Raw genomic sequence first — 24,600 nt, forward strand, 5'->3', positions numbered from 1 at the left:
GCGTCCGCCGATCCGTCGCCGATCCGCCGCGCCCGCCGATCCGCTGGTCCGCGCACCGATTGACGGGATTGCCCACCCGGCCTTCCGGGCCTTTGGGTTGATCATCCCATAGCGGGCACGAGGTTACTGCTGCGTTCTCGTGTCGCGACCGTCCGTATAGCGGAGCGGTATTCCCCACATCACGGTTAGGCATCCATTGCCCGGGAGTACTGGCGGGTGATCACAAACGCGTTGAAGACTCCCGCTCCAAGGGGTGCGGTTCATGCGTACGACCCCTTCCCAGAAGGTTCCGTACCAGAACGCGACTTTCACCCGAGTTGTGAACAAAGCCGCTACAGCGGCGAGTCGTGGGCCGGTCACCACCGGTCGAGAGGGGTCTCCACCACGATGACGGCACCATTGCACGGCACGAGCACGGACAGCGATCCGGTGGCGACTGCCGATGTAGCGGCGGATGTGGTCAAAGCGTCCGTCGAAGGCAGATCGCTGCGGCAGATCGCCTGGACACGCCTGAAGCGGGACAAGCTCGCGCTGGCGGGTGGCATCGTTGTCGTCTTCCTGGTCCTGGTGGCGATCTTCGCTCCACTGATCGTGAGCCTGCTCGGGCATCCGCCCAACGAGTTCCACCAGGAGGAGATCGACCCGCTGTTCGGCACCCCGAAGGGGTCCATGGGCGGCATCAGCTCGGACTTCCTCTTCGGCGTGGAGCCGTCCAACGGCCGCGACGTCTTCAGCCGCGTCGTCTACGGCGCCCGGATCTCGCTGCTGGTGGCCTTCCTCGCGGCGGTGGTCGCGGTGGTCCTCGGCACCATTTTCGGCATCATCGCCGGGTACTTCGGCGGCTGGGTCGACTCGCTGATCAGCCGGGTGATGGACATGCTGCTGGCCTTCCCGCAGTTGCTCTTCATCATCTCCCTGGTCTCGGTGCTCCCCAACGACCTGCTGGGACTGACCGGCAGCGGGGTGCGCATCGCCATCCTGGTCTCGGTGATCGGCTTCTTCGGCTGGCCGTACGTCGGCCGCATCGTGCGCGGCCAGACGCTGTCGCTGCGCGAGAAGGAGTACATCGAGGCCGCGCGGAGCCTGGGCGCCGGCCGGCGCTACATCCTCTTCCGAGAGCTGCTGCCCAACCTGGTGGCGCCGATCACCGTCTACGCGACGCTGATGATCCCCACCAACATCCTCACCGAGGCCGCGCTCAGCTTCCTCGGCGCGGGCGTGAAGCCGCCCACCGCCTCCTGGGGGCAGATGCTCTCCAAGGCGGTCGGCACCTATGAGGACGACCCCATGTTCATGATCATTCCCGGGGTGGCGATCTTCATCACCGTGCTGGCCTTCAACCTCTTCGGCGACGGCGTCCGCGACGCGCTCGATCCGAAGGGCACCCGATGACGGCGCGGCGCACCACACGCCCTGCGGACCGGTCGTACCCGAATGCATCAGCCCCTGCCGTATCCGGCAGTCGGCTCCCCGAAGAATTCCGCGGCGCCATGCCTAGGACCGCTACCCCGGAGGTTGCAACAACTATGAAACAGCTCTCGAGAAGCAGGCGGATCGCCGGAGCGGCGGCTGTCGTCGGCGCCCTCCTGGCCACCGCCGGCTGCGGTGGCGGCGGTTCCGACGACGAGGGCTCGGGCGCCGGGTTCAACGCCGCGGTGAAGGGTGTCGCCGCCAAGTCCGCCAAGAAGGGCGGCACCCTCAAGTTCATCAACAAGCAGGAGTTCGACTCCCTCGACCCACAGCGCCAGTACTACGGGTTCGCCTGGGACTTCTCCCGCTTCTACGCGCGCCAACTGATCTCCTACGCGCCCAAGCCGGGCAACGCCGCGAACGAGTTGGTCCCGGACCTCGCCACCTCCACCGGCAAGATCACCAACGGCGGTAAGACCTACACCTACACCCTGCGCGACGGGATCACCTGGGAGGACGGCTCCCCGATCACGTCCAAGGACGTCAAGTACGGCATCGAGCGCATCTGGGCCAAGGACGTCGTCTCCGGCGGCCCCGGCTATCTGCGCCAGGTCCTGGACCCCAAGGGTGAGTACAAGGGCCCGTACAAGGACAAGTCCAAGGACAAGCTGGGCCTGAAGGGGATCCAGACGCCGGACGACAAGACCATCGTCTTCAACCTCGCCAAGCCCAACGGTGACTTCGAGCAGATGCTCGCGATGCCGACCGGCTCCCCGGTGAAGGCGGACAAGGACACCGGCGCCAAGTACACCAACCGGCCGTTCTCCTCCGGTCCGTACAAGGTTCAGTCGTACACCCCGGGCAAGAGCCTGTCGCTGGTGCGCAACAGCAACTGGAAGAAGGCGTCCGACCCGATCCGCCCGGCCCTGCCGGACAAGATCTCGGTCACCTTCAACTCCAACCTCGAGGCGATCGACCGGCTGCTGATCAAGGGCGACTATGACGTCTTCCTCAGCGCCACCGGTATGACCCCCTCGGGTCGTAACGACGCCCTCAAGCAGCACAAGGGCAACGTCGACAACATCACCACCAGCTTCGTGCGGTACGTCGACTTCACCACCAAGGTCAAGCCGTTCGACAACATCCACTGCCGCAAGGCGGTCGTCTACGGAACCGACTACAAGTCGCTCCAGACCACCCGCGGTGGCCCGCAGGCCGGTGGTGACATCGCCACCAACATGCTCCCCAAGAGCGTGAAGGGCTCGGACGACTACGACCCGTACGGCATCCTCAAGCGCGGTGGCAAGGCCGACCCGGCCAAGGCCAAGGACGAGCTCAAGCAGTGCGGCAAGCCGAACGGCTTCTCCACCAGCATCGTGGCCCGCAACGACCAGCCCGCCGAGGTCGACGCCGCCGAGGCGCTCCAGGCGTCGCTGAAGAAGGTCGGCATCAACCTCAACGTGGAGCCGATCCAGGGCAGCACCTCCGCCAGCATCACCGGTTCGCCGGCGGTGATGAAGAAGCGCGGTTACGGCCTGTCCATGACCGGCTGGGGCCCCGACTTCCCGACCGGCCAGGGCTTCTCCCAGCCGCTGATCGACGGCCGCTTCATCGAGCAGACCGGTAACTACAACGTCTCCGAGACCAACGACGCGGCGATCAACAAGTACTTCGACGACGCGCTCAAGGAGACCGACCCCAACAAGGCCGGCGCGATCTACCAGAAGATGAATCACAAGGTCAGCGACCTGGCCGTGCAAATGCCGTTCATCTACGAGAAGAACATCACCTGGCGCAGCTCGCGGCTGACGAACGCCTTCTCGTCGGCGGCCTACAACGGCCGCTACGACTACTCCCAACTGGGCGTCGTCAAGTGACGGCAGGTCACCTGACCCGCCGCACACCCCCCCATCGCCGCACCCGATAGGCCCGAAGGGCAGGTGATGGCCGCGGGTGGTGGCCCGTGATCCCCCTCAACCGGGGTATCACGGGCCACCGCCCGGGCCGCGCACAGTGCTTGCTTATCTCATCCGGCGCTTGTTCGCCGTCGTCGTGATGCTGTTGGTCGTCACCCTTACGACCTTCGCCATCTTCTTCGTGATCCCGAAGTGGGCCGGTTCCGATCCCGCGCTGCTGTTCGTCGGCAAGCAGGCCGACCCCGCGGCCATCGAGGGCATCCGGCAGAAGCTCAGCCTCGGTGATCCGGTCCTGGTGCAGTTCTGGCACTTCGTCCAGGGCCTCTTCGTCGGCCGGGACTACGCCAGCGGTACGGACGTCACCCACTGCCCGGCGCCCTGCTTCGGCTACTCCTTCCGCACCGAGCAGGCGGTGTGGCCGCAGCTCACCGACGCCATGCCGGTCACCCTCTCGCTCGCCGCGGGCGCCTGCCTGCTGTGGCTGGTCGGCGGCATCACCACCGGCGTCGTCTCCGCGCTGCGCCGGGGCACCCTGTGGGACCGCTCCGCGATGACGGTCGCGCTGGCCGGTGTCTCGCTGCCGATCTACTTCACCGGTCTGCTCTCGCTGGCGATCTTCAGCTACTCGCTGAAGTGGGTCAACGTGGACTACAAGGGGCTCGGTGACGATCCGGCGATGTGGTTCGAGAGCCTGATCCTCCCGTGGATCACGCTTGCCTTCCTCTACGCGGCGATGTACGCCCGGCTCACCCGGGCCACCATGCTGGAGATCATGGGCGAGGACTACATCCGCACCGCCCGCGCCAAGGGCCTGCGAGAACGGGTGGTCATCGGCCGGCACGCGATGCGCTCGACCTGGACCCCGGTCCTCACCCTGCTCGGCCTCGACCTGGGCGCGCTGCTGGGCGGCGCGGTCCTGACCGAGACCACCTACAACCTGCCCGGCCTCGGGCGGCTCGCGGTGAACGCGATCACCGAGAAGGACCTGCCGGTCATCCTCGGCGTCACCCTGATCGCGGCCGTCTTCATCGTGATCGCCAACCTCGTCGTGGACCTCCTGTACGCCGTCATCGACCCGCGAGTGAGGCTCGGATGACCGACCTGACCAAGCCCTCCGGACAGCCCGGGAACGGCGAGCCGCCGGCCACCGGCACCGCCGCCGTGGGCGAGGTGGCCGCGGCGGGCTCGCCCGCCCCCACCGCCTTCCTCGAGGTGCGCGATCTGCACGTCCACTTCCCGACCGACGACGGTCTGGTGAAGTCGGTGGACGGGCTCAGCTTCCGGCTGGAGAAGGGCAAGACCCTCGGCATCGTCGGCGAGTCCGGCTCCGGCAAGTCCGTCACCTCGCTCGGCATCATGGGGCTGCACACCGCCGGGCAGTACGGCCGCCGCAAGGCGCGGATCTCCGGTGAGATCTGGCTCAACGGCCAGGAGCTGCTGGGCGCCGACCCCGACGAGGTGCGCAAGCTGCGCGGCCGCGAGATGTCGATGATCTTCCAGGATCCGCTGTCCGCGCTGCACCCGTACTACACCATCGGCCGCCAGATCATCGAGGCGTACCGGGTGCACAACGAGGTCACCAAGGAGGTGGCCCGCAAGCGGGCGATCGAGCTGCTGGACCGCGTCGGCATCCCGCAGCCCGACAAGCGCGTGGACAGCTATCCGCACGAGTTCTCCGGCGGTATGCGCCAGCGCGCCATGATCGCGATGGCGCTGGTCAACAACCCCGAGCTGTTGATCGCGGATGAGCCGACCACCGCCCTGGACGTCACCGTCCAGGCGCAGATCCTCGACCTCATCCGGGATCTGCAGAAGGAGTTCGGCTCCGCGGTCATCGTCATCACCCATGACCTGGGCGTGGTCGCCGAGCTCGCCGACGATCTGCTGGTGATGTACGGCGGCCGCTGTGTCGAGCGCGGCCCGGCCGAGAAGGTCTTCTACGAGCCCCAGCACCCGTACACCTGGGGGCTGCTGGGCTCGATGCCCCGTATCGACCGCGACCAGACCGAGCGGCTGATCCCGGTCAAGGGCTCCCCGCCCAGCCTCATCAATGTGCCGTCCGGCTGCGCCTTCCACCCGCGCTGCCCGTACGCCGATGTGCCGAAGGACAACATCACGCGCACCGAGCGGCCGGAGCTCAGGGTGGCCGGGGGCGGCGGGCACTTCTCCGCGTGCCATATGTCGCAGGAGGAGCGCACCCGGATCTGGACCGAAGAGATTGCGCCGAAGCTGTGACCGACACGAAGGATCCGAAGATGACGGTCCCGGAGAAGGCGACGACGTCGCCCGAGCCCCTGCTCAAGGTGTCGGGTCTGGTCAAGCACTTCCCCATCAAGAAGGGGCTGCTGCAGCGGCAGGCCGGTGCGGTGCAGGCGGTCGACGGGCTCGACTTCGACGTCCGGCCGGGGGAGACCCTGGGCGTGGTGGGCGAGTCGGGCTGCGGCAAGTCCACCATGGGGCGGCTGGTCACCCGGCTGCTGGAACCCACCTCGGGCAAGATCGAGTTCGAGGGCAAGGACATCACGCATCTGAACACCGCTCAGATGCGGCCGATGCGCCGTGACGTCCAGATGATCTTCCAGGACCCGTACTCCTCGCTGAACCCCCGGCACACCGTCGGCGCGATCGTCAGCGCGCCCTTCCGGCTGCAGGGCGTCACCCCGGAGGGCGGCGTCAAGGCGGAGGTCCAGCGGCTGCTGGCGCTGGTCGGGCTCAACCCCGAGCACTACAACCGTTATCCGCACGAGTTCTCCGGCGGCCAGCGGCAGCGCATCGGCATCGCCCGGGCGCTGGCCCTCAAGCCCAAGCTGGTCGTCGCCGACGAACCGGTCTCGGCGCTGGACGTGTCCATCCAGGCGCAGGTGGTCAACCTGCTGGACGACCTCCAGGACGAGCTGGGCCTGACGTATGTGATCATCGCGCACGATCTGTCGGTCATCCGCCATGTGTCGGACCGGATCGCGGTGATGTACCTCGGGAAGATCGTCGAGCTGGCGGACCGCAAGGACCTCTATGAGCGTCCCATGCACCCGTACACCAAGGCGCTGCTGTCCGCGGTGCCGGTGCCGGACCCCAAGCGGCGCGCCAAGCGGGAGCGGATCCTGCTCAAGGGCGATGTGCCCTCGCCGATCTCCCCGCCGTCCGGCTGCCGCTTCCACACCCGGTGCTGGAAGGCGACCGAGGTGTGCAAGAGCCAGGAGCCGCCGCTGGTGACGCTGGCCACCGGCCACCAGGTGGCCTGCCATCACCCGGAGAACGCCGCGGACCAGGCGCCGCAGGAGAAGCCCGGTGCCGAGGCGGCACAGAAGGTGACGAAGAAGACCGAAGGCTGAGACGGGGCGGGGGCCGGACGGGACCGGGGGCATCCGCGGATAACAATGTCGGGTGCTCATCGAACTGTTCACCCCGTCCGTCCAGCACGCGCTCGAAGTCGCCGGGATCTTCGTCTTCGCGATGTCCGGCGCGCTGCTCGCCGTGCGGAAGAACTTCGATGTCTTCGGCATGGCGGTGCTCGCCGAGGCCACCGCGCTGGGCGGCGGGATCTTCCGCGACCTGGTGATCGGCGCGGTGCCGCCCATCGCCTTCACCGATCTCGGCTATTTCCTCACCCCGCTCGTGGCCACCGGCATCGTCTTCTTCCTCCACCCCGAGGTCGAGCGGATCACGGCGGCGGTGGGGGTCTTCGACGCGGCGGGCCTCGGACTGTTCTGCGTCGAGGGCACGATGAAGGCGCATGACTTCGGGCTCGGCGTCACCGCGTCGGTCACCCTCGGTATGGCCACGGCGGTCGGCGGCGGCGTGATCCGCGACCTGCTCGCCCATGAGGTGCCCTCGCTGCTGCGCTGGGACCGGGACCTGTACGCCGTCCCGGCCATCCTCGGCTCCTCCATAGCGGCGCTGCTGCTCCACTTCGACGCCCTCACGGCGGCCACGAGCGCGCTCGCGGCCGCCGTGACGTTTGTGGTGCGGCTGCTGGCGATGCGGTTCGGCTGGCGGGCGCCGCGGGCGTGGAACCGGCGCAGTACGGCGACGGAGGAGAGCTGAGGGGTTCGGGGCGCGGGCTGCACGCAGCGTGAATGCCCTTGCGGTTATATAGCCGAGGCGTTATGTTGAGGCCATGGCCATACCGTTCGATGTGCTCGCGGAGCCGAGTCGTCGGCAGATCCTGGACCTCCTGCTGGAGCGGCCCCGCCTGGTCGGTGAGCTGACCGAGCATCTCGGGCTCACCCAGCCGGGCACCTCCAAGCACCTCCGCGTGCTGCGCGAGGCGGGTCTGGTGCGGGTCCGCCGGGACGCCCAGCGCCGCTGGTACGAACTCTGCCCGGAGCCGCTCGCCGAGGTGGACGCCTGGCTCGCGCCGTACCGTCGGCTGTGGACCGACCGTCTCGACGCGCTCGAACGACACCTGGACACGATGCCGGATTCCCCCGACGCGACCGGCGTACCCGCCGTACCCGACGCACCCGACGGAGAAGCGCCATGAAAGACACCCTTGCCCGGACCGGCGGCGGCCGCTCGGCCCTGCGCCTGGAGCGCCGGCTCGCCCATCCCCCGGAGAAGGTCTGGCGAGCGCTGACCGACCCCGCCCAGCTCGTCCACTGGTTCCCCTCCGAGGTCCAGGTCGAGCTCGAGGTCGGCGGCCGGATGGGCTTCGTCTTCCCCGGGCGCGAGGCCCCGGACATGGACGGCGTCGTCACCGAGCTCGACCCGCCCCATGTCTTCACCTTCACCTGGGGCGAGGACGAGCTCCGCTGGGAGCTGCGCCCCGAAGGCGACGGCTGTGTGCTGACCCTCACCCACACCTTCGGCGACCGCTTCGGCGCGGCCAGCTTCGCCTCCGGCTGGCACGCCTGCATCACCGGGCTGGCGGCCCTGCTGGGCGGCGAGGAGATCGTCCACGGCGACATGGCCGAACTGCACGAGAAGTACGTCGAGGCGTTCGGCCTGGCCGAGGGGGCGGTGGAGACCACCGAGGACGGCGGCTGGCGGCTGCGCTTCGAGCGCCAGCTGGTCCGCCCCGCCGAGACGGCCTGGCGGACGCTGGCCGGCCCGGCCGACGACACCCCAGAACCGGCCGTCGGGGCGCCGGTCCCCTTCGGCTTCCGTACGGACGCGGTCCCGGCGGGCCCGATCACCGAGGCGCATCCGCCCCGGGTGCTCGCCTACGCCTGGGAGCGCGACGGCCGCCCCGCCGGGACGGTCCGCTGGGAGCTCACCCAGGGCACCGGCCACGGCGCCCGCCTCATCCTGACCCAGACGGGCCCGGCGGACGCGGAAGCGGAACGCACCGAAGCCCAGCGGGCATGGCGCCACCACATCGGCCTCCTGGCCGCCGAACTTCTGAAGGGCTAGGTTGCGGGCAATCGTTCCTCCCCCCGCTACCGCCGGGAGGTGCCCGCGTCGAGCAGCTCGCCGAAGACCCGGCCCTGGGCGGCCAGCGAGACGTCCTGGCCGGCCCGCTTCTCGGAGGCCCCGTAGCCCGGCATGTCCCAGACGAACACCCGGTGCCGGTCGGCCAGCGCACGGGCGACGCCCCGCCACACGTACGACGAGAACGGCGTCCCGTGCAGCAGCACGACCGGCGGCGCGTCCGGCTCGCCGAGCGCGGCCCAGCGGACCTCGCCGGAGGAACTGCGGTAGGTGCGGTCCAGCGTCCACTCGGTCTTCCGCTCGGTGGCTGTCATGAGTAAAAACGTAGACGGTCCTTACCTTCGCTGTCGAGGGCCCTCGCGACGCGGTGCGAAAGAGGCGGTGGAACGACCGTGCGCCCGCGCGCCCGCTACGCACCCCACAATGCCTCGTAGAATCGAGGCCACCATGGTTTATCTCGACCACGCCGCCACCACTCCGATGCTCCCGGAGGCGGTGCAGGCGATGACCGCCCAGCTCGCCGTCACGGGCAACGCCTCCTCGCTGCACGCCGCCGGCCGGCGTGCCCGTCGTACCGTCGAGGAGTCGCGTGAATCCCTGGCCGCCTCGCTGGGTGCCCGCCCGAGCGAGGTCGTCTTCACCGCCGGGGGGACCGAGGCCGACAACCTCGCGGTCAAGGGGCTCTACTGGTCCCGCAGGGCCGCCGATCCGGCCCGCGTCCGGGTGCTCGCCAGCCCCGTGGAGCACCATGCCGTGCTCGACGCGGTCGACTGGCTCGCGGAGCACGAGGGCGCCCGGGTCGAATGGCTGCCGGTCGACTCCCTCGGGCGGGTCCACCCCGACGCGCTGCGCGAGGCGATCGTCCGCGATCCCTCGGACGTCGCCCTCGCCACCGTCATGTGGGCCAACAATGAGATCGGCACCATCCAGCCGGTCCGTGAACTCGCCGCGGTCGCCGCCGAATTCGGCGTTCCGCTGCATGCCGACGCGGTCCAGGCGTTCGGCCAGATCGAGGTCGACTTCGCCGGCTCGGGGCTGGCCGCGATGACCGTCAGCGGCCACAAGATAGGCGGCCCCTACGGCATCGGTGCGCTGCTGCTCGGCCGTGAGCACACGCCGGTGCCCGTCCTGCACGGTGGCGGCCAGGAGCGCCAGGTGCGCTCCGGGACCCTCGACACCCCGGCCATCGCCGCCTTCGCCGTCGCCGGTGCGTACGCCATCGAGCACCGCGAGGAGTTCGCCCGCGAGATCGGTGCCCTGCGCGACGCGCTGATCACCGCCGTCCGTACGGCCGTGCCCGACGCGGTTCTCGGCGGCGACCCCGATCCGGCGGGTCGGCTCCCCGCCAATGCCCACTTCTCCTTTCCCGGCTGCGAGGGCGATTCGCTGCTTCTGCTGCTGGACGCGCAGGGCATCGAATGCTCGACGGGCTCGGCCTGTACGGCCGGTGTCGCCCAGCCCAGCCATGTGGTGCTGGCCACCGGCAGCGACTCCGACCTGGCCCGCGGCACCCTGCGCTTCTCGCTCGGCCACACCTCGACCAAAGCCGATGTCGAGGCCGTCGCGGAGGCGATCGGCCCGGCGGTGGAGCGGGCGCGCGGGGCAGGGCTCAGCTGAACGGGGGCGGGGCATCGGCCGATGTCTCCGCCCCCGGACCGCCACATCATAACCACGGAATTCGAATTGTCCTGGCGGCCATTTCACATAACCTACGGAACACTCTTCTCCGCTTGAAATGGCGGAGAGCCGTGGGAAAGGATTTCCCCGTCAACGGACCTGGCATGCGCGGAAAGCGCACAGGTTTTCTTCACGGGGAAATCCAGGAGTTCATCGATGTCGCAGCCTTCGCTGCCGCCGCACCACCCGTCGCACCAGCCCCCGCAGTCGCAGGGGGCGCAGCGGCCGCCGTCGCGGGGGCGGCGTGCCAAGCCCGCCCTGAAGCTGATCGTGGGCGGAGCCCTCGCGGTCGCCCTGGTGACCGGCTGCGGGTCCGGAGACGATGACGACGGCGGTCAGAACGGCGGGTCGTCCCAGGGTGCCCAGGCGAAGACGCTGGGCAAGGTCGCCATGCCGAAGGTCGGCAAGGAGACCAACACCATGGGCACCTGGGTCACGGACACGACCTTTGTGAAGGGCGACGTCAACAAGATCGTCGGCTACTCGCTCGACGGTGCCAAGTCGCGGTGGGAGATACCGCTCGGCGGGCAGCTCTGCTGGGCCTCACCGCATATGACCAAGGAGGGGCTGACCGCAGTCCTGTTCCGGGACGGCGCGGGGGAGGACGCGCAGTGCACCCGGGTCGGGCTGGTCGACCTGAAGAAGGGCAAGCTGGTCTGGCAGAAGGAGGGGTCGGACAGCGAGGGCAACGCCGGGGTGCAGTTCGACGAGGTCACCATCGGCGGTGGCACCGTCGCCGCGGGCGGTACCGGCGGCGGGGGAGCCTGGTCGCTGGACGGCAAGCCGCTGTGGAAGCCGGCCTACCTCGCGGACTGCGACGACAACGGCTACGCGGGCGGCGACGACAAGATCGTCGCGATCCGCGGCTGTGACAGCGAGGACTCCAGCACCGAGCGGCTGGAGGTCCAGACGGTGGACCCGAAGACCCGCGAGGTGACCTCGTCCTACAAGCTGGACGAGAAGGTCGAATACGCGCATGTGATCTCCACCGCGCCGCTCGTCGTGGCCGTCGACACCGGCGACTCGGACGCCGGGACGGGCACCACGGACATCCTGACCATCGACGACAGCGGCAAGCAGGGCAAGCTGCTCAGCACGGTCGACGTCCTGGCCAAGGGATACCAGCCCAACTGCCCGGCCACGAGCGTGGAGGGCTGCACCGAGCTCGCATTCGACAGGGCGAGCGGCACCCTGTACCTCTCCTCGGAGGTGGATGTGGACCACGGCGGCCCGGGGGAGCGGATCAGCGGCCTGAATCTGAAGACCGGTAAGGAGACCGGGAAGACGAAGATGGCGGAGAGCCGGTCGCTGATCCCCATCCAGACCGATGACGACGGTTCCCTGATCGCCTATCTGGGCTCCATGTACAGCGAGGCCGGCGGGGTCGTGCGCGTCGACCCCGAGACCTTCGAGATGGAGACGCTCCAGACCCACCCGGACGACATGAAGGACGTGGAGTCCGATCTGGACACCTATGGGGAGTGCACCATGATCTACGCCGGCAAGAAGCTCTACATCGGAGACAGCCGGGCGAGCAGGCCCAGCCGTGACAGCGCGGGCCGTCCGCTCGCCATCGTCTTCGGAGCCTGAGTCAGGTCCGTCACTTCGCCGTCCGCGCCACGCGCACCGCTCGCACCGCCCGTATATAGCGGTCCCAGTCCCAGTGGCGGCCCGGGTCGGTGTGATCGGTGCCCGGCACCTCCACATGGCCGACGATGTGCTCACGGTCCCGCGGTATGCCGTACCGCTCGCAGATCGAGGCGGTCAGCCGTGCCGAGGCGCGGTACATCGCGTCCGTGAAGGAGCTCGGCTTGCTCACGAATCCCTCGTGCTCGATGCCGATGCTGCGCTCGTTGTACGGGCGGTTGCCCGCGTGGAACGCCACATCCAGCTCGCGCACCATCTGAGCGATATGCCCGTCGCGGCGCACCACATAGTGCGCCGCGGCGCGGTGTCCGGGGTCCCGGAAGACCCGCACCGCGTCGTCGTAGCTGCCCTGGACCACATGGATCACCACCCGGTCGATGGTGTAGTCGTCCGGCCGGTCGGCCCACCGCCAGTTCGCCCCCGAGGCCGCGATCCACTCCGCGCCCGGCTGGTCGACCGCGCCCGCCTTGCGCGGCTTCTCGATCCCGGGCAGCCGCCACCACATCCGGGACAGCTCGTCCCGCGCGGCATAGCCCGCGACCCCGGCCGCGCCGAGCCCGGCCGCCGAGCCCCCGATGAGGAGGGTGCGCCTGCTGACGCGGCGTCCACCGCCGGTGGTGCTCTCGCTCACGGAACGCTCAACGCGCGGGGGAGGGCATCCGGTTCCGGCCGCCGGGATCATGGCCAGAAGCCTTCGCTCCGAGCGGCGGCCCTCTGGCCGCCCGGGTAGATGAACGTTGAACTGTCTCTGAGTCATCGCTGTTTCCGGGGCTCCGTACCTTGGAACGTGTCCACCGGAACGTGTCCACCGGAACGTGTCCACCGGAACGTGTTCACCGGAATGTGTCCATCCGCTCGACGAGGAGCTGACGGTATGCGCATCGGATTCGCCCTTCCCCAGTTCGGGCCGCTGGCCCACCACCCCGAGGACATCGCGCGGTTCGCCCGCCGGGCCGAGGAGCTCGGCGCGGACAGCCTGTGGGTCGGGGACCGCCTGCTCGCCCCGGTGGACCCGATCGTCGGCTACGCGGGCACCGATGTGATCCCGCCGGAATTCCGCGCCGCGCTGGATCCCTTCACCGTGCTGGCCACCGCCGCCGCGGCCACCGAGCGGGTCCAGCTCGGCACCGATGTCATCAACGCGCCCTGGTACCCGCCCGCGGTGCTCGCCCGCACCCTGACCACCGTCGATCTGCTGAGCGCGGGCCGGCTGCTGGTCGGGCTCGGCACCGGCTGGTCCCCCGAGGAGTACGAGGCGGTCGACATCCCCATGGCCGAGCGCGGCCGGCGCCTCGACGAATGCCTCGACGCGCTGGACGCCTGGTGGACCCGCAACCCGGTCGAGTACCGCGGGGACCACTGGACCGTGCCCGCCTCCCATGTGGACCTCAAACCGGCCTCCCGCCCCCATCCGCCCGTCTACCTCGCCGCCTTCGCACCCGCGGCCATGCGCCGGGTGGCCCGGCGCGCCGACGGCTGGCTGCCCATCGCGGTCGTCCCCGCGCCGCCCGGCGCCCCCGACCCCATCGCCACCCTCGCCGAGGGGCTGCGCGGGGTGCGGGAAGCGGTCGAGCGGGAGGGCCGGGACCCGGTGGCGTTCGACGCGATCCTGCGCGTCAACCCCAGCGCCGACGCCTCCGTGGACGACATCGCGACCACCCTGGTCCGGGCCGAGCGAGAGGCGGGCGTCCAGCACGCCTTCGTCGATCTGATCTATCTCGGGAAGGACGCCGACCAGACCCTGGACCTCGTCCAGCGGGTGCTGGAGGAGGCCCGCGCGAGCTGACCGGGGGCGGTGGCCGACCGCTACTCACCCATTTAGTCGTCGCGTGGGGAGCGACTTATGCTGGTCGGGTTATGACTGACTTCCCCGGTGCGCCCACAGGTCCCCGCGACGGCCGTCGGCTGCGCGTTCTCGCCGCCATGTCCGGCGGTGTGGACTCCGCGGTCGCCGCCGCGCGGGCGGCCGAGGCGGGCCACGATGTGACCGGCGTCCATCTCGCGCTCTCCGCCAACCCGCAGTCGTTCCGCACCGGCGCCCGCGGCTGTTGCACCATCGAGGACTCGCGGGACGCCCGGCGCGCCGCCGATGTGATCGGCATCCCCTTCTACGTGTGGGACCTCGCCGAGCGCTTCCGCGAGGACGTGGTCGAGGACTTCATCGCCGAGTACGAGGCGGGCCGTACCCCCAATCCGTGCCTGCGCTGCAACGAGAAGATCAAGTTCGCCGCGCTGCTGGACAAGGCGCTCGCCCTCGGCTTCGACGCCGTCTGCACCGGGCACTACGCCACGATCGTGGAGCATGCGGACGGCTCGCGTGAGCTGCACCGCGCCAGCGACATGGCCAAGGACCAGTCCTATGTGCTCGGCGTGCTCGACGAGCGCCAGCTCGCCCACGCGATGTTCCCCCTCGGCGACACCCTGACCACCAAGGACGAGATCCGCGCCGAGGCGGAGCGGCGGGGCCTGGCGGTCGCCAAGAAGCCCGACAGCCATGACATCTGCTTCATCGCCGACGGTGACACCCAGGGCTTCCTGGCCGGTCATCTCGGTACGGCCGAGGGCGACATCGTCGACGAGGACGGGCAGAAGCTGGGCACCCACGAGGGCGCGTACGGCTTCACCATCGGCCAGCGCCGGGGGCTGCGCATCGGCCACCCGGCGCCTGACGGCAAGCCGCGCTATGTCCTGGACATCTCCCCGGTGGACAACACGGTCACGGTCGGCCCGGTCGAGGCCCTGGACGTGGCCGCCCTGACCGCCATCAAGCCGCGCTGGTGCGGAGCCCCTCCGGTGGGCCCCGGCAGCTACACCGCCCAGCTGCGCGCCCATGGCGGCGAGACCGAGGTGACAGCCGAGCCGATCGGGGTATCCGGGCTGCGGGTGACTTTCGCCGAGCCGGTGCGGGGCGTGGCCCCGGGGCAGGCGATCGTGCTCTACGACGACACCCGGGTGGTGGGCTCCGCCACCATCGCCACGACCGAGCGCGCCCAGGCGGTCGCCTCCTAGACAGGCCGCCGGGCCCCGGAGGATATCCCCTTTCAACAAGGGGCAATATCCCCTTTTGGCAAGAAAGAAGCCGAAAGTCAGGATGGGGTGGATTATCTCCGTTTGGTGCAATCAGTTTCTCTGAAATTAACGTGCGCCCGGCCATTCCGGTGGCATGCGTCACGTGAATCTGGGAATGCGCCACGCGGACACGGGTGCCGTGGTCCGCTGTCTCAGCACCGGAGGTTCCGTTATTTCTGCGCAACCTGTACAGAAATTTGGCAACAATCCAGTTGATGTCAGGGACACTGATCACTACACAGAGGAGTACGTACCCAGCTTCGTCGAAAAGTGGGACTCGCTGATCGACTGGGACCGAAGGTCGGAGAGCGAGGGTACGTTCTTCATCGACTTGCTGCGCGAGCGCGGCGTCAAGAAGGTCCTCGACGTGGCCACGGGGACCGGCTTCCATTCGGTCCGGCTCCTCGAGGCCGGATTCGAGACCGTGAGCGCCGACGGCAGCGGCGAGATGCTCGCCCAGGCGTTCGCCAACGGGCTCAAGCACGGTGACCACATTCTCCGCGTCGTCCAGGCCGACTGGCGCTGGCTCAACCGCGACGCCCACGGCGAGTACGACGCCATCGTCTGCCTCGGGAACTCCTTCACACATCTGTTCTCCGAGCGCGACCGGCGCAAGGCGCTCGCGGAGTTCTACGCCATGCTCAAGCACGACGGAATCCTGGTCCTGGACCAACGCAACTACGACGCGATCCTCGATCGCGGCTACAGCAGCAAGCACGTCTACTACTACTGCGGAGAAGACGTCGCCGTCGAACCGGAGTACGTGGACGAGGGGCTGGTGCGCATGCGCTACAGCTTCCCCGACGAATCCGTCTACCACCTCAACATGTTTCCGCTGCGCAAGGACTACACGCGCAGGCTGATGCAGGAGGTCGGCTTCCAGCGGATCGAGACGTACGGCGACTTCCAGCACACCTACCGGACGGAGCGGCCCGACTTCTTCATCCACGTCGCGGAGAAGGAATACATCGCGACGGACGAGCCGGCCGGACCGGCCGCTCCGGCCACCGGCGAGGGGGAGTACGCGGGAGCCGTCGGCACCGCCCGCGACTACTACAACTCCTCGGACGCCGACGCCTTCTACTGGCATGTCTGGGGCGGCGAGGACATCCACATCGGCATCTACGACCGGCCCGACGAGCCGATCGCCGAGGCCAGCAGGCGCACCGTGGCCCGGATGGCCGGAAAGCTCGACCTCACCGAGTCGTCCGTCGTCCTCGACCTCGGGGCGGGCTTCGGCGGCTCCGCGCGCTATCTGGCGGAGACGTACGGCTGCCGTGTCGTCGCGCTCAACCTCAGCGAGGTGGAGAACGAGCGCCATCGCGCGCTCAACGCCGAGCGGGGGCTGACCGAGGCCATCGAGGTGCTGGACGGCTCCTTCGAGCAGATCCCGCTGCCGGACAACAGCGTCGACGTCGTCTGGTCCCAGGACGCGTTCCTGCACAGCGGCAACCGCGCCCGCCCCCTGGAGGAGGCCGCCCGCGTCCTGCGCCCCGGCGGTCACCTCATCTTCACCGACCCCATGGCCGCCGACGGCTGCCCCGCCGAAACCCTCCGACCCATCCTGGACCGCATCCATCTGGAGACCATGGGGTCGCCCGAGTTCTACCGCCATGAACTGGCGCGGCTCGGCTTCACCGAGGTCGCCGGCGGCTTCCAGGAGCACCGCGAGCAACTGATCACCCACTACGCCCGGGTGCTGGAAGAAACCCGCCGCCAGGAGGCCGACGGCCTGACGGAACACGTCAGCGCCGACTACCTCACCCATATGAAGAAGGGCCTCAGCAACTGGGTCGACGGCGGCACAAACCGCCATGTGACCTGGGGCATCTTCCACTTCACCCGCTGATCCCCGCCGGGTGGCCGGTGTGGCGGGCCCGTCCCGCCACCGGCCACCCCCGGGCGCTCACCCGGTGTTCGCGGTCAGGGAGAGGCCCGAGACCTGCTGGTGCAGGGCGGCGAGCGGTGCCGCGAGGTGTCCCTGGCCGGAGGCCGCGGACGGCGACGGAGTCCCGCCGGTGACGGCGAGGGCCTGTCGCCAGTAGCGCAGCGAGAACGAACCGGCGCGCGTGCCGCGACGGAACAGGGCGCGCAGATGCGCGCGGAACGCCGGTGTGTCGTCATGGCCGTCGACGCGGGCGTAGGCGCGCACGAAGTGGCCGAGCGCTTCGGCGCGCCGCTCCGGACAGCCGGAGACCAGGGCCTCGCCCGCCAGTGCGCAGGCGTCCAGGAGACCGGCGTAGAACGACGCCACGTCGCCGACCTGGTGCGGCTGCGGTTGCCGGCGCCGGTCGTCCGCGGTGGCCAGGGCGTGGAGTTCGGCGTGGGCGAGTACGGTCGTGGCGGTCGGGTCGGCCGGTGGCGCGGGCACCGCGCCGTCGATGACGGCTTGGGCCAGGCGGCGCGGCAGACCGGCCGGGAGCGCCCAGCGCCAGTACCGCACCAGCCGATCGTGGGCGTCGTCCGGGCTGCCCACCCCGGCGAGCAGGGTGAGGCGGCGCGAGCGTTCCGGCGCGGGGCAGTCGTCCAGCGCGCGGAGCACCTCCCGGCGCCATGTCGCCTCCCGCAACTGTTCCTGGACCGCGTCCAGTTCGCGCACGACGAGTTCGGCCAGCGAGCGTTCCCCCGCCATGACCGGGGCGATCGCGGCGATGGGGGTGCCGAGCGCACGGAGGCGCTGGATCAGCCGGAGCCTGGGCAGCGCGTCCGCGGCGTATCTGCGGTGGCCGCCCGGGGTGCGTGCGCTCTCGGGCAGCAGCCCGATGTCCGAGTAGTAGCGGATGGTCTTCACCGGCAGTCCGGTGCGCCCGGCCAACTCGCCGATGCCCATCGTGTTTCCGCCCTGCGTGCCGCCCGTGTTCCCGCCTTGTGCGGCGCCCGTGTTCCCGCCGTGCGTGCCGCCCGTGTTCCCGCCTTGTGCGGCGCCCGTGTTTCCGCCGTGCGTGCCGCCCGTGTTCCCGCCTTGTGCGGCGCCCGTGTTTCCGCCGTGCGTGCCGCCCGTGTTCCCGCCTTGTGCGGCGCCCGTGTTCCCGTCGTGCGTGCCGCCCGTCACCGCCGCTTGAACCTCCCCCGCGCAGGAGCCCTTAGCGTCCGTGGCGAACGCCGCCGTCCGAGTATGCGCCGGGCGGCACTCGCCGAGGAGGATCATCCATGCGGATTCTGATCGTGACCGCCGGTTCGCGAGGCGACGTCGCCCCGTACACGGGCCTGGGGCGGCGCCTGCTGGCAGCCGGTCACGAGGTGGCCGTGGCCGCCCATCCGCCCTTCGCCGGGCTCGTCGGCGGATGCGGCCTGGACCACCGGCCGCTGCCGGGCGATCCGCGGGAACTGATCCGCACCAGGGCCGAGGCCGCGTCGTGGGAGGAGGCGCGGGCGGCGATGGCGGCGTTCCTGGACCGGCTCGCCGACGGGGTGGTGGCGGCGGCGGACGGGGCCGACCTGGTGCTCACCGCCTTCGGCCCGGCGGCGCTCAGCCGGACGGCCGGTGAGGCGTACGGCATCCCCGTCATCGGTACCTATCTCGCACCGGCCTGTGCCACGCGGGAGTTCGCGCCGCCCGGCGTGCCGGGCGGCGACGACCTGGGCCCGGACGGCAACCTGGCGGCGGGCCGGAGGCTGCTGGCGGACGCCGGAGCGCTCCAGGCGGGGGCCGTGGCGGGGCTGCGCACCCGGCTCGGACTGCCGCCCGCCACCTCGCAGCCGACGGGAGCGGACCTCCGGCCGGTCTTCCACGGCTTCAGCCCGCTGGTCGTACCACGCCCGGCGGACTGGCCGTCCGGGGTCGAGGTCGCGGGCTACTGGTGGCCCGCCCGGCCCCGGGGCTGGCGGCCCCCGGCCGAGCTGGTCGACTTCCTGCGGGCCGGTCCGCCGCCGGTGTTCATCGGGTTCGGCAGCATGGCGCCGGGCGAGGGGGAGCGGCTGGGCGAACTGGTGACGGCAGCGGTGGCCCGGGCGGGGGTGCGTGCCGTGGTGCAGGCGGGGTGGGCCGGGCTGACCGCGGCCGGAGATGACGTCCTTACGGTCGGCGACCTCCCGCACGACTGGCTGTTCCCGCGCACGGCCGCCGTCGTCCACCACGCCGGAGCGGGCACCACCGCGGCCGGACTACGCGCCGGGGTCCCCGCTGTGCCGGTGCCCGCCATGGCCGACCAGCCGTTCTGGGCGACGCGGCTGCACCGGCTCGGAGTCGCCCCCCGACCGCTGCCACTCGACGAACTCACCCCCGAATCCCTCGCCGCGGCGATCACAACCTGCCTGACCGAACCCACCCTCCGCCACCGGGCGGTGGAGCTGGCTCATGCCGTTGCCGCGGAGGACGGCGCCGCGGCGGTGCTCGCCCATCTCGGCGGGATGGACGGCCGGGCGACATGAGCGATCAACCCGCGGCATCGCCGACGACGTCGAGTTCCTCCCTGCGTATCCGGCCACGGCCCCACTCGCCGAGCGGCTGCAGCGCTTCGTTGAGTGCCGCGCCCGCCTCGGTCAGCGTGTATTCGACCCGGGGAGGCACCTCCGGGTAGACCGTGCGGCTGATGAGGCCGTCCTGCTCCATCTGGCGCAGGTGCTGGGTGAGCATCTTCTCGCTGACCCCGTGCAGGGCGCGGCGCAGCTCGGCGTAGCGGCGGGTGCCGTGGGCGTTCAGCTCCCACAGGACGAGCCCCTTCCACTTGCCGCTGACGACATCGAGCGCGGCGTCGATTCCGCAGACGTAAGGGCCCTTGCGGGATGCCATGAGTGGTCCTCGCTCCGTTGCGGCGACGGGGTACGCACCAACTGGTGCGTACCCCACTATTTAGTGGGTACTTCCGCGTGATCGTGACTGCGGTGAGGGTGGTTGGCAAGCGACATTCCAACTCTTGAAGGGGAGCGTTCATGCCCGCACTCTCACCCGTCACCGTGCTCGGTCTGGGGCCCATGGGCCGGGCGATGGTCCGTACCCTGATCGCGGCCGGGCACCCGGTCACGGTGTGGAACCGCACGCGGCGCCGTGCCGACAACGTCGTCTCCGCGGGGGCGCGGCTCGTGGCCACGCCGTCCGACGCGGTGGCCGCGAGCGATCTCGTCATCCTCAGCCTGACCGACTATCAGGCCATGTGGGACGTGCTCGACGGGGCGACGGGAGCACTCGCCGGACGCACGGTGGTGAACCTCAGCTCGGACACGCCCGACAAGACCCGAGAGGCGGCGGCATGGGCCGCGTCGCACGGGGCGTCGTTCGTGGCGGGCGGGGTGATGGTTCCCGAGCCCATGGTCGGCACCGAACTGTCGTACGTGTACTACAGCGGTGACACCGAGGCGTTCGAGGCCCACCGCACCACGCTCGCCCGCATCGGCGAACCGCGTTTCCTGGGCGACGATCCGGGGCGCGCCCAGCTGATGTACCAGGCGCAGCTCGACGTCTTCCTGACCACGTTGTCCGGGTTCATGCACGCGACCGCCCTCGTCGGCTCCGCCGGTATCACCGCGGAGCAGTTCCTGCCCGAGGTGATGCGGCTGTTCGAAGCGGTGCCCGCCATGATGGCCGTGGACGGCGTGGAAAAGCTCGGGGCGCGCATCGACTCCGGCGAACACCCGGGCGAGGCGGGCAACGCCATCATGATGGGTGCCACGGCCGACCACATCCACGCGACGGCGACGTCCGTCGGTATCGACACATCACTCCCGGCCGCCGTGCGAGGGCACTACCGCCGGGTCATCGACGAGGGCCACGGTACGGAGAGCTGGACCCGGATCATCGAGGGCATGCGCGGGCCGCGAAGCTGACGACGTCCGACCGGCGGTCGCGGTCGCGGTCACGGTGAGGGCCGGTGCCGCGGTCACGGTGAGGACCGGTGTCGCGGTATCGCGGTGCCCCGGCATTGCGGCCGCGCTCGGCGCCGGGGCAGACACGGCCCCGGGCGCACGGGCGGCGGCGGGGGGGCGTGCAGAGGGCCCGGCGCGGGCTCCGTCCGGCCCGCCGCCGTGGCGGGACGTGCGCGGCCGGGTGGACGCATGGCTCCCCGGAGCCGCCGCTGTCGCGCTCCCGAACCAGGCCAGTTCACTCCGCCCGGCGCGAAGCCGTCAGGGTGTCCGACCCGGCTCGTAGAGTGGCGCGCATGAATATCTGCGTCTTCTGTTCCGCCGCCGACCTCGACGACCGTTACACCGCCCCCGCCCGCGAATTCGCCGAGCTGATCGGCAAGGGCGGGCACACGCTGGTCTGGGGTGGGTCCGACGTCGGGCTGATGAAGGTGATGGCGGACGGGGTGCAGGAGCACGGCGGGCGGCTGGTCGGGATCTCGGTGGAGTTCCTCGCCGCCAAGGCCCGGGAGAACGCCGACGAGATGGTGATCGCCAAGGACCTCGCCGAACGCAAGGCGGAGTTGCTGGCCCGAGCCGACGCCGTCGTGATCATGGTCGGCGGCACCGGGACGCTGGACGAGGCCACCGAGATCCTGGAGCTGAAGAAGCACGGGCTGCACATCAAGCCGGTGGTGCTGCTCAACGCGGCCGGGTTCTACGACGGTCTGAAGCAGCAGTTCCAGCGGATGGAGAAGGAGGGCTTCCTGCCCCGGCCGCTGAGCGACCTGGTCTTCTTCGCGGAGAACGGGGTGGAGGCCATGACGTATCTGGAATCCGTCTGACGCCGGTGCCGCTGGAGACAAGCGTCCGCGGCGTCGCGCTCACCGCGCGACGCCCGGGTGCTGCCTGCGGATACCCGGGGGTACGAGGGGTGTCCGGCGCGTAGGCCGCCGCTACCGGCAGCCGCTCGTCTGCGCATCTGGTCAGCATCTCCGGCGAGCGACCGCCGACCTGACCCAAAGGCTGGCGAACGCGTAGCCCGCCACCCCTGGGTTGAGGTGTTCGTTCCTCGCAGCGCTCAATGCCCTCTACCGAAGCGCGAGAGCAAGGTGACACGCTGTGCGCCGGAGATCGGCGGTGACCGGAGGCAGAAGTGAGCGTGGCAGCAGTGCCGTGGGGCCTGACGCGTATGAGGCATTACCCCGAAGCAGTGGTCCTTCCCGCCGCGAAGGTCGTCCTCGACCCGGAGACGCAGGCCGGTCGATGGATCGGCTCAGATGGTCTGGTCGTGCCCCTCACTGGCAAGCACAAGAGGTCCGAGACGAATAAGGAAACCAAGGCTAAGACAAGTCTGGACGGCAACCCGGATCAAGGCAGTGACCAGGAGGGCGACACGGATTGACGCCTATCGGCCCTGTCCTCGTCGTCTCGCAGGTCGATGACGTAACTGCCGATTCCGTCATCGAGGAACTGAACAAGCGCCGGGTCCCGGTCGTACGCCTGGACCCGGGCGACTTCCCCACAGACATCTCCCTCGTGGCCCGCCTGGACAACGGCGGGCTGTGTGGAAACGCACGGACGCGAACCCGAGTCACCGATCTTGACAGGGTTCGATCCGTCTACTGGCGCCGACCGCGTCCCTACGCAGCTCCACCCGGGCTGGGAGATCAGGACGCCCGCTGGTGCCGGGAAGAGGCTCGCTACGGTTTCGGAGGCATCCTCGCTTCCCTCCCTGGCGCGTACTACGTGAATCATCCATGGCGGAACCGGGACGCGGAGCACAAGCCCGCCCAGCTCGCCACTGCGGCGCGTTGTGGCTTTGATATCCCGCCGACTCTCCTGACGAATGTCGAGACCGCCGTCAGGAAGTTCGCACGCGAGCACGGCTCAGTCATCTACAAGCCACTGCGCAGCACGGACTACCAGGATGCCGACGGCCGGGCGCTGACGGTATGGGTCGAGGAAGTCGATCCCGCCGACCTGAACGCCGGCGTTGGCCAAACCATGCACCTGTTTCAAAAACGTGTGCAATCCGTCGCTGATCTACGGGTGACCGCCGTGGGCGAAAAAGTCTTCACGGTCCGGATCGAGGGTTCGCCGGGCCTGGACTGGCGACGCCATTACGACGCTCTGTCGTATTCGCTCGTCGATACGCCGCCGGAAGTGGCCAAGAGCGTGCGCCTGTATCTGGACGCTTTCGGGCTCGTCTTCGGAGCTTTCGATTTCGGCGTGGACCGGGATGCCCGTATCTGGCTGTACGAGTGCAACCCAAATGGCCAATACGCGTGGTTCCCTGAACCCATCACAGGCAAGATCGTCACCGCCGTCGCCGACCAGCTCCAGTACGCAGGAGAGCACCGTGCCCGTTGACCTCGCCGCGCTCCGTCTCGCCCTGGCCGAGGAGATTGCCGCCGCCAATCCCACCCTCGACCCTGGATGGCGCGCCGCCGTCGCCGCTGTCCCCCGCGAGCTGTTCCTCGGCACTGCGGCCTTTCGCCCCACCGGCACTGGATGGGAACCCGTACACCGGGCCGAGGTCGGGGAGGACGAGTGGCTACGGATGGTCTACTCCGACCGGACGTGGGTCACCCAGGTCCAGGAGAAAGACGCCGCCGACGCCACGGGCCCCGCCTCCGGCAGCCCAACGTCCTCGGCGACTCTCCCCTCCCTTGTGGTGCGCACCGCCCAGGTGGCAGAACTCCGCCCTGGTCAGAAGGTTCTCGAAGTGGGCACCGGCACCGGCTACTCCACCGCCGTACTGTGCCACCGGCTCGGGGCCGGGAACGTCGTCAGCATCGAGTACGACTCCACCCTCGCCGCAACCGCCGCCGCGCACCTGAGCAAGGCCGGATGCAGCCCGGCGCTCGCGGTCGGAGACGGACTCAGAGGGTGCAAGGAGCACGCCGACTACGACGCGATCATCGCCACCTGCTCCGTCCGGTCCATCCCGCACTCGTGGTTCTGGCAACTCAACGAGGGCGGATCAATCACCACCACCATCTCCGGCTGGATGCTCGCCGCCGGAATGATTCGTCTCGTCCTCGACGACGAGGGAACCGCCCATGGCCGGTTCACCGGCGACACCATCACCTATATGCTTGCCCGCCCCCACGAACGGCCGCCGTCCCCGTCCTTCTTCCGACTGGACGGCGACACCCGTCGTACGCGTCTGGACCCCGGGCTCCTGGAGGAGTGGGCGGGACGGTTCGTCGCCCAACTCGCGGCACCCTCAGCCGAGCTGATGACCACCGGCTCGGGCGTCATCCTCCGTGATGTGGCGACCGGCTCACAGGCGTGGACGGAACCCGAAGGTGAGGAGTGGACCGTGCACCAGCACGGGCCGCTCCGTCTCTGGGACCAAGTGGAACAGGCTCTTCTGCTCTGGCGGGACGCGGGAGCGCCGGATATGACGGAGTTCGGGATGACCGCCACCCCCTTCGACCAGACCGTATGGATCGGCTCACCGGAGGGCCCGAAGTGGCAGCTCCCCGTCTGACCGCCGAACACTCCGACAAGCGCGTGTCAGTTCAGCAACCGGTCAAGGTGCCCGCGCTTGACGCCGAAGATGAATGCGCGGAGCGCGATCCTGTCGGTATGCAGAACGGCGCTGGGTTCCGAACTCTCCCGGATGGCTATGTCACTGTCGTCGGCGGCGACCTCTATGCAGTTGTTGCCGCCGCCGCCGCAGAACGACGACCGCTGCCAGGTGTGCTCGCGCACTGATGGCCCC

General features: G+C 69.7%; 23 protein-coding genes and 1 pseudogene. 19 read left to right on the forward strand and 5 right to left on the reverse strand.

The window, feature by feature from the left end:
• Nucleotides 1-387: 387 nt before the first annotated feature.
• The 8 genes from AS97_RS31360 to AS97_RS31395 all read left to right on the forward strand — a co-directional run bounded on the left by AS97_RS31360 (nt 388) and on the right by AS97_RS31395 (nt 8,678).
• The gene (locus AS97_RS31360) at nt 388-1,392 is read left to right on the forward strand and encodes an ABC transporter permease (RefSeq protein ID WP_059144109.1); all 1,005 of its coding nucleotides are present in this window, start codon (nt 388-390) and stop codon (nt 1,390-1,392) included.
• A gap of 134 nt (nt 1,393-1,526) precedes the next feature.
• Complete coding sequence (locus AS97_RS31365; protein ID WP_197049084.1) at nt 1,527-3,287, forward strand: ABC transporter substrate-binding protein; 1,761 nt, start codon at nt 1,527-1,529, stop codon at nt 3,285-3,287.
• 160 nt (nt 3,288-3,447) lie between these two features.
• A complete protein-coding gene (locus AS97_RS31370) occupies nt 3,448-4,422 on the forward strand; it encodes an ABC transporter permease (protein ID WP_079059367.1) in 975 nt (324 codons plus the stop codon).
• The gene (locus AS97_RS31375; RefSeq protein WP_059144112.1) at nt 4,419-5,561 is read left to right on the forward strand and encodes an ABC transporter ATP-binding protein; all 1,143 of its coding nucleotides are present in this window, start codon (nt 4,419-4,421) and stop codon (nt 5,559-5,561) included. Before AS97_RS31370 ends, AS97_RS31375 begins: the two co-directional genes overlap by 4 nt.
• Before the next feature lie 20 nt (nt 5,562-5,581).
• On the forward strand, nt 5,582-6,658 hold the full coding sequence (locus AS97_RS31380) for a dipeptide ABC transporter ATP-binding protein (RefSeq protein WP_059144230.1): 1,077 nt from the start codon (nt 5,582-5,584) through the stop codon (nt 6,656-6,658).
• 52 nt (nt 6,659-6,710) lie between these two features.
• Nucleotides 6,711-7,370, forward strand: a complete 660-nt coding sequence (locus tag AS97_RS31385) for a trimeric intracellular cation channel family protein (protein WP_059144113.1) — start codon at nt 6,711-6,713, stop codon at nt 7,368-7,370.
• A gap of 73 nt (nt 7,371-7,443) precedes the next feature.
• Complete coding sequence (locus AS97_RS31390; protein WP_059144114.1) at nt 7,444-7,809, forward strand: metalloregulator ArsR/SmtB family transcription factor; 366 nt, start codon at nt 7,444-7,446, stop codon at nt 7,807-7,809.
• Nucleotides 7,806-8,678, forward strand: coding sequence for an SRPBCC family protein (locus tag AS97_RS31395; RefSeq protein WP_125758614.1), 873 nt, complete (start codon nt 7,806-7,808; stop codon nt 8,676-8,678). Before AS97_RS31390 ends, AS97_RS31395 begins: the two co-directional genes overlap by 4 nt.
• 50 nt (nt 8,679-8,728) lie before the next feature.
• On the opposite strand, the pseudogene AS97_RS31400 reads toward AS97_RS31395, so the two are convergent.
• Nucleotides 8,729-9,010 (reverse strand): annotated as a pseudogene (locus tag AS97_RS31400) (alpha/beta fold hydrolase); the annotation flags it as partial.
• 133 nt (nt 9,011-9,143) lie between these two features.
• Here AS97_RS31400 and AS97_RS31405 point away from each other — a divergent pair.
• Together AS97_RS31405 and AS97_RS31410 are read left to right on the forward strand one after the other, a co-directional pair.
• The gene (locus tag AS97_RS31405; protein WP_125758619.1) at nt 9,144-10,313 is read left to right on the forward strand and encodes a cysteine desulfurase family protein; all 1,170 of its coding nucleotides are present in this window, start codon (nt 9,144-9,146) and stop codon (nt 10,311-10,313) included.
• A gap of 216 nt (nt 10,314-10,529) precedes the next feature.
• Nucleotides 10,530-11,963, forward strand: coding sequence for a hypothetical protein (locus tag AS97_RS31410; RefSeq protein ID WP_247204547.1), 1,434 nt, complete (start codon nt 10,530-10,532; stop codon nt 11,961-11,963).
• A 10-nt stretch (nt 11,964-11,973) separates the two neighbouring features.
• On the opposite strand, the gene AS97_RS31415 is transcribed toward AS97_RS31410, so the two are convergent.
• Nucleotides 11,974-12,651 (reverse strand): peptidoglycan recognition family protein, encoded by a 678-nt coding sequence (locus AS97_RS31415; RefSeq protein ID WP_086708850.1) that lies wholly within the window; start codon nt 12,649-12,651, stop codon nt 11,974-11,976.
• Between the two features lie 243 nt (nt 12,652-12,894).
• Here AS97_RS31415 and AS97_RS31420 point away from each other — a divergent pair, with 243 nt between their 5' ends.
• The 3 genes from AS97_RS31420 (at nt 12,895) to AS97_RS31430 (ending at nt 16,938) form a co-directional block, all read left to right on the forward strand.
• On the forward strand, nt 12,895-13,806 hold the full coding sequence (locus tag AS97_RS31420; protein ID WP_086708851.1) for a TIGR03619 family F420-dependent LLM class oxidoreductase: 912 nt from the start codon (nt 12,895-12,897) through the stop codon (nt 13,804-13,806).
• Between the two features lie 71 nt (nt 13,807-13,877).
• Nucleotides 13,878-15,029 carry a tRNA 2-thiouridine(34) synthase MnmA gene (mnmA, locus tag AS97_RS31425; protein ID WP_059144120.1) on the forward strand — a complete coding sequence of 384 codons (1,152 nt, stop codon included), beginning with the start codon at nt 13,878-13,880 and terminating at the stop codon, nt 15,027-15,029.
• A gap of 394 nt (nt 15,030-15,423) precedes the next feature.
• A complete protein-coding gene (locus AS97_RS31430) occupies nt 15,424-16,938 on the forward strand; it encodes a class I SAM-dependent methyltransferase (protein ID WP_210567320.1) in 1,515 nt (504 codons plus the stop codon).
• A 57-nt stretch (nt 16,939-16,995) separates the two neighbouring features.
• Here AS97_RS31430 and AS97_RS31435 read toward each other — a convergent pair whose 3' ends face one another.
• On the reverse strand, nt 16,996-17,919 hold the full coding sequence (locus tag AS97_RS31435; RefSeq protein WP_247204549.1) for a MerR family transcriptional regulator: 924 nt from the start codon (nt 17,917-17,919) through the stop codon (nt 16,996-16,998).
• A gap of 320 nt (nt 17,920-18,239) precedes the next feature.
• Here AS97_RS31435 and AS97_RS31440 point away from each other — a divergent pair, with 320 nt between their 5' ends.
• Complete coding sequence (locus AS97_RS31440) at nt 18,240-19,460, forward strand: glycosyltransferase (RefSeq protein ID WP_210566069.1); 1,221 nt, start codon at nt 18,240-18,242, stop codon at nt 19,458-19,460.
• A 4-nt stretch (nt 19,461-19,464) separates the two neighbouring features.
• Here the strand turns inward: AS97_RS31440 and AS97_RS31445 are convergent, their stop codons facing one another.
• Entirely contained in the window at nt 19,465-19,821 is a 357-nt protein-coding gene (locus tag AS97_RS31445) for a helix-turn-helix domain-containing protein (protein WP_210566070.1), read from the reverse strand.
• Nucleotides 19,822-19,961: 140 nt separating this feature from the next.
• On the opposite strand from AS97_RS31445, the gene AS97_RS31450 reads away from it, so the two are divergent.
• From AS97_RS31450 to tgmC, 5 genes are all read left to right on the forward strand, one after another.
• On the forward strand, nt 19,962-20,852 hold the full coding sequence (locus tag AS97_RS31450) for an NAD(P)-binding domain-containing protein (protein WP_210566071.1): 891 nt from the start codon (nt 19,962-19,964) through the stop codon (nt 20,850-20,852).
• A 332-nt stretch (nt 20,853-21,184) separates the two neighbouring features.
• Nucleotides 21,185-21,712, forward strand: a complete 528-nt coding sequence (locus AS97_RS31455; RefSeq protein WP_210566072.1) for a TIGR00730 family Rossman fold protein — start codon at nt 21,185-21,187, stop codon at nt 21,710-21,712.
• Between the two features lie 311 nt (nt 21,713-22,023).
• The gene (locus AS97_RS31460) at nt 22,024-22,272 is read left to right on the forward strand and encodes a putative ATP-grasp-modified RiPP (RefSeq protein ID WP_210566073.1); all 249 of its coding nucleotides are present in this window, start codon (nt 22,024-22,026) and stop codon (nt 22,270-22,272) included.
• Nucleotides 22,269-23,240, forward strand: coding sequence for an ATP-grasp ribosomal peptide maturase (gene tgmB, locus AS97_RS31465; protein WP_210566074.1), 972 nt, complete (start codon nt 22,269-22,271; stop codon nt 23,238-23,240). Before AS97_RS31460 ends, tgmB begins: the two co-directional genes overlap by 4 nt.
• On the forward strand, nt 23,230-24,366 hold the full coding sequence (gene tgmC, locus AS97_RS31470; RefSeq protein ID WP_210566075.1) for an ATP-grasp peptide maturase system methyltransferase: 1,137 nt from the start codon (nt 23,230-23,232) through the stop codon (nt 24,364-24,366). The genes tgmB and tgmC overlap by 11 nt, the downstream gene beginning before the upstream one ends.
• Before the next feature lie 26 nt (nt 24,367-24,392).
• Here the strand turns inward: tgmC and AS97_RS31475 are convergent, their stop codons facing one another.
• On the reverse strand, nt 24,393-24,590 hold the full coding sequence (locus AS97_RS31475; protein WP_210566076.1) for a DUF397 domain-containing protein: 198 nt from the start codon (nt 24,588-24,590) through the stop codon (nt 24,393-24,395).
• Nucleotides 24,591-24,600 lie beyond the last annotated feature (10 nt).

The sequence above is a fragment of the Streptomyces sp. AgN23 genome, from assembly GCF_001598115.1.
GTDB lineage: Bacteria > Actinomycetota > Actinomycetes > Streptomycetales > Streptomycetaceae > Streptomyces > Streptomyces antimycoticus.

Coding starts and splice junctions, on each gene's coding strand:
- AS97_RS31360 (WP_059144109.1), top strand. CDS start 388: ATGACGGCACCATTGCACGGCACGAGCACGGACAGCGATCCGGTGGCG.
- AS97_RS31365 (WP_197049084.1), top strand. CDS start 1,527: ATGAAACAGCTCTCGAGAAGCAGGCGGATCGCCGGAGCGGCGGCTGTC.
- AS97_RS31375 (WP_059144112.1), top strand. CDS start 4,419: ATGACCGACCTGACCAAGCCCTCCGGACAGCCCGGGAACGGCGAGCCG.
- AS97_RS31380 (WP_059144230.1), top strand. CDS start 5,582: ATGACGGTCCCGGAGAAGGCGACGACGTCGCCCGAGCCCCTGCTCAAG.
- AS97_RS31390 (WP_059144114.1), top strand. CDS start 7,444: ATGGCCATACCGTTCGATGTGCTCGCGGAGCCGAGTCGTCGGCAGATC.
- AS97_RS31395 (WP_125758614.1), top strand. CDS start 7,806: ATGAAAGACACCCTTGCCCGGACCGGCGGCGGCCGCTCGGCCCTGCGC.
- AS97_RS31405 (WP_125758619.1), top strand. CDS start 9,144: ATGGTTTATCTCGACCACGCCGCCACCACTCCGATGCTCCCGGAGGCG.
- AS97_RS31410 (WP_247204547.1), top strand. CDS start 10,530: ATGTCGCAGCCTTCGCTGCCGCCGCACCACCCGTCGCACCAGCCCCCG.
- AS97_RS31420 (WP_086708851.1), top strand. CDS start 12,895: ATGCGCATCGGATTCGCCCTTCCCCAGTTCGGGCCGCTGGCCCACCAC.
- mnmA (WP_059144120.1), top strand. CDS start 13,878: ATGACTGACTTCCCCGGTGCGCCCACAGGTCCCCGCGACGGCCGTCGG.
- AS97_RS31435 (WP_247204549.1), bottom strand. CDS start 17,919: ATGGGCATCGGCGAGTTGGCCGGGCGCACCGGACTGCCGGTGAAGACC.
- AS97_RS31440 (WP_210566069.1), top strand. CDS start 18,240: ATGCGGATTCTGATCGTGACCGCCGGTTCGCGAGGCGACGTCGCCCCG.
- AS97_RS31445 (WP_210566070.1), bottom strand. CDS start 19,821: ATGGCATCCCGCAAGGGCCCTTACGTCTGCGGAATCGACGCCGCGCTC.
- AS97_RS31450 (WP_210566071.1), top strand. CDS start 19,962: ATGCCCGCACTCTCACCCGTCACCGTGCTCGGTCTGGGGCCCATGGGC.
- AS97_RS31455 (WP_210566072.1), top strand. CDS start 21,185: ATGAATATCTGCGTCTTCTGTTCCGCCGCCGACCTCGACGACCGTTAC.